Below are 1,652 nucleotides of genomic sequence, written 5' to 3'. Positions count from 1 at the left end.
CCCCTTTCACCGGGGTACGGGCCCGCGCCGTTCGTCGTTCCGGTCGCCCGGCTCCGGAAGGAGGAGCGGGGCGACCGCGGAGTTGCAGATGGTCAGCGGACCAGCGGCACCATGCGTTCCGGTCCGTGGACGAGTTCCTCGCGCAGGGACGCCTGAAGTTCCAGGTCCTGATCGGTCAAGCGCTGCGGACCGCCGCGCGGGGGGACGCCGCCGACGTGTTCGGCGGGGGAGAGGGGTTCCTCGTACCGGGTCGGCGCGGTGCGCAGGGTGAAGGCGGTCGCACCGATGAGCAGGGCGGCGAAGGCGATGGCCGCCCGGGTCCACAGCTGAGCCTTGCGCTCGCTCCCGGCGCGGACGGCCTTCGGGGCGGGCAGCGCGGGTGGCGGTTCGACGGCCGCGAGGGAGTGGAGCCGCTCGCGCAGCCGGGCGGAGAGTTCCGTGGACGAGGGAGCCTCGGCCAGTTCGGGCAGCCGCTCGGCGAGTGCGGCACGCGCGTTCACCAGCCGCCCGGCGGCGGCCGGTGTGCTCGCCTCCGTCTCGGCAGCCGTCTCCGGCAGATCGAGCCCGATCCCGTCGTAGAGCAGCACGGTGCGACGGGAAGCGGGCGGCAGCGCGAGAAACGCTTCCAGCGTCGCCCTCCGCTCCGGGTCGGCGGGCGGCGCGTCCGGGTGCCGGTGGGCGCGGTGCACCCGGCGCCACGGAGACAGCGCGTAGTCGTGCGCGGCGGCCCGTACCCAGCCCACCGGGTCCCGGTCCACGGCGACTTCGGGCCACCGCTCCCATGCCGTGTGGAACGCGCGCTCCACGGACTCCTGGGACAGACCCCGGCGTCCGGTCAGCAGGAAGGCCTGTCCCGCCAGTTCGGGGGCGGTCCGGTGGTAGAGCGCGTCGAAAGCCCCCTCCGGGGTCGGCCCCCCAGGCACGTCCTGTTCGGGCGGCACCGTGACGGCGTCGTCCAGCACCGGAACGCTGTCGTCCGGCACCGGAACGGCGTCGGGCGGCACCGTGACGCGGTCGCCGGGACCCGCGGCGGCTGGCTCCGGAGAATCCTGGTCCGAGGAATCCTGGTCCGGGGAATCCTGGTCCGGGGAGGGGTCGTCCTGGCGCGGGGACGGGGTGGGGTCGGGGTCGGTCGGGGACATGGGGGTGCTCCCGGTGGCTACGGCGAGGGAGGGTGGCGCCGCGTCGGCTGCCGTACCGGACGCGGTGGGAGGCCCGGGCGGCGCCGAGGTGCTCCCGGGGCCCTGCAGGTGGTCGGCGCGCCCGATGAGCCGGGCGTACGCCACCCGCTTGCGTCCTCGCGGGGTCGTACGCCCCGACTCCCAGGACCGGACGGTGGCCGGGGTGACCCCGACCGCGGAAGCCACCTGCGCCTCGCTCAGTGATTTCGCCTCGCGCAGCCTCCGCCGTTCCTTGGGGGGCGGCAGCGGAACGTCGGCGGTGCCGGTCGTACTCTCCGTCACGGGTGGCCCCCCGTAGGGCGTGTGTCGAGAGTCCCGCCTGTCCGGCGGCGCCCGGCAGGCACGCTCGCCGCGTTGTCGGGATCGCCCCGATACCGCCAGTATCGGGGCGATCTTCCGCCGTGCGATCGCACGCACCGGACGCCGCCGGACCCGCCCTCCGGGCGGACGGCGCCACTTTCGGCACACGCC

1 protein-coding gene is annotated in these 1,652 nt (G+C 75.5%); it reads right to left on the bottom strand.

The features are described 5' to 3' along the window. Positions 1-92: 92 nt before the first annotated feature. The gene (locus ACFWEP_RS34535; RefSeq protein ID WP_387376242.1) at positions 93-1,463 is read right to left on the bottom strand and encodes a helix-turn-helix domain-containing protein; all 1,371 of its coding nucleotides are present in this window, start codon (positions 1,461-1,463) and stop codon (positions 93-95) included. Positions 1,464-1,652: the final 189 nt, after the last annotated feature.

Source organism: Streptomyces sp. NPDC060198 (assembly GCF_042728415.1).
Classification (GTDB): Bacteria; Actinomycetota; Actinomycetes; order Streptomycetales; family Streptomycetaceae; genus Streptomyces.
The sequence above is the reverse complement of the archived record's forward strand: the minus strand, read 5'-3'. Positions and strand labels throughout refer to the sequence as shown.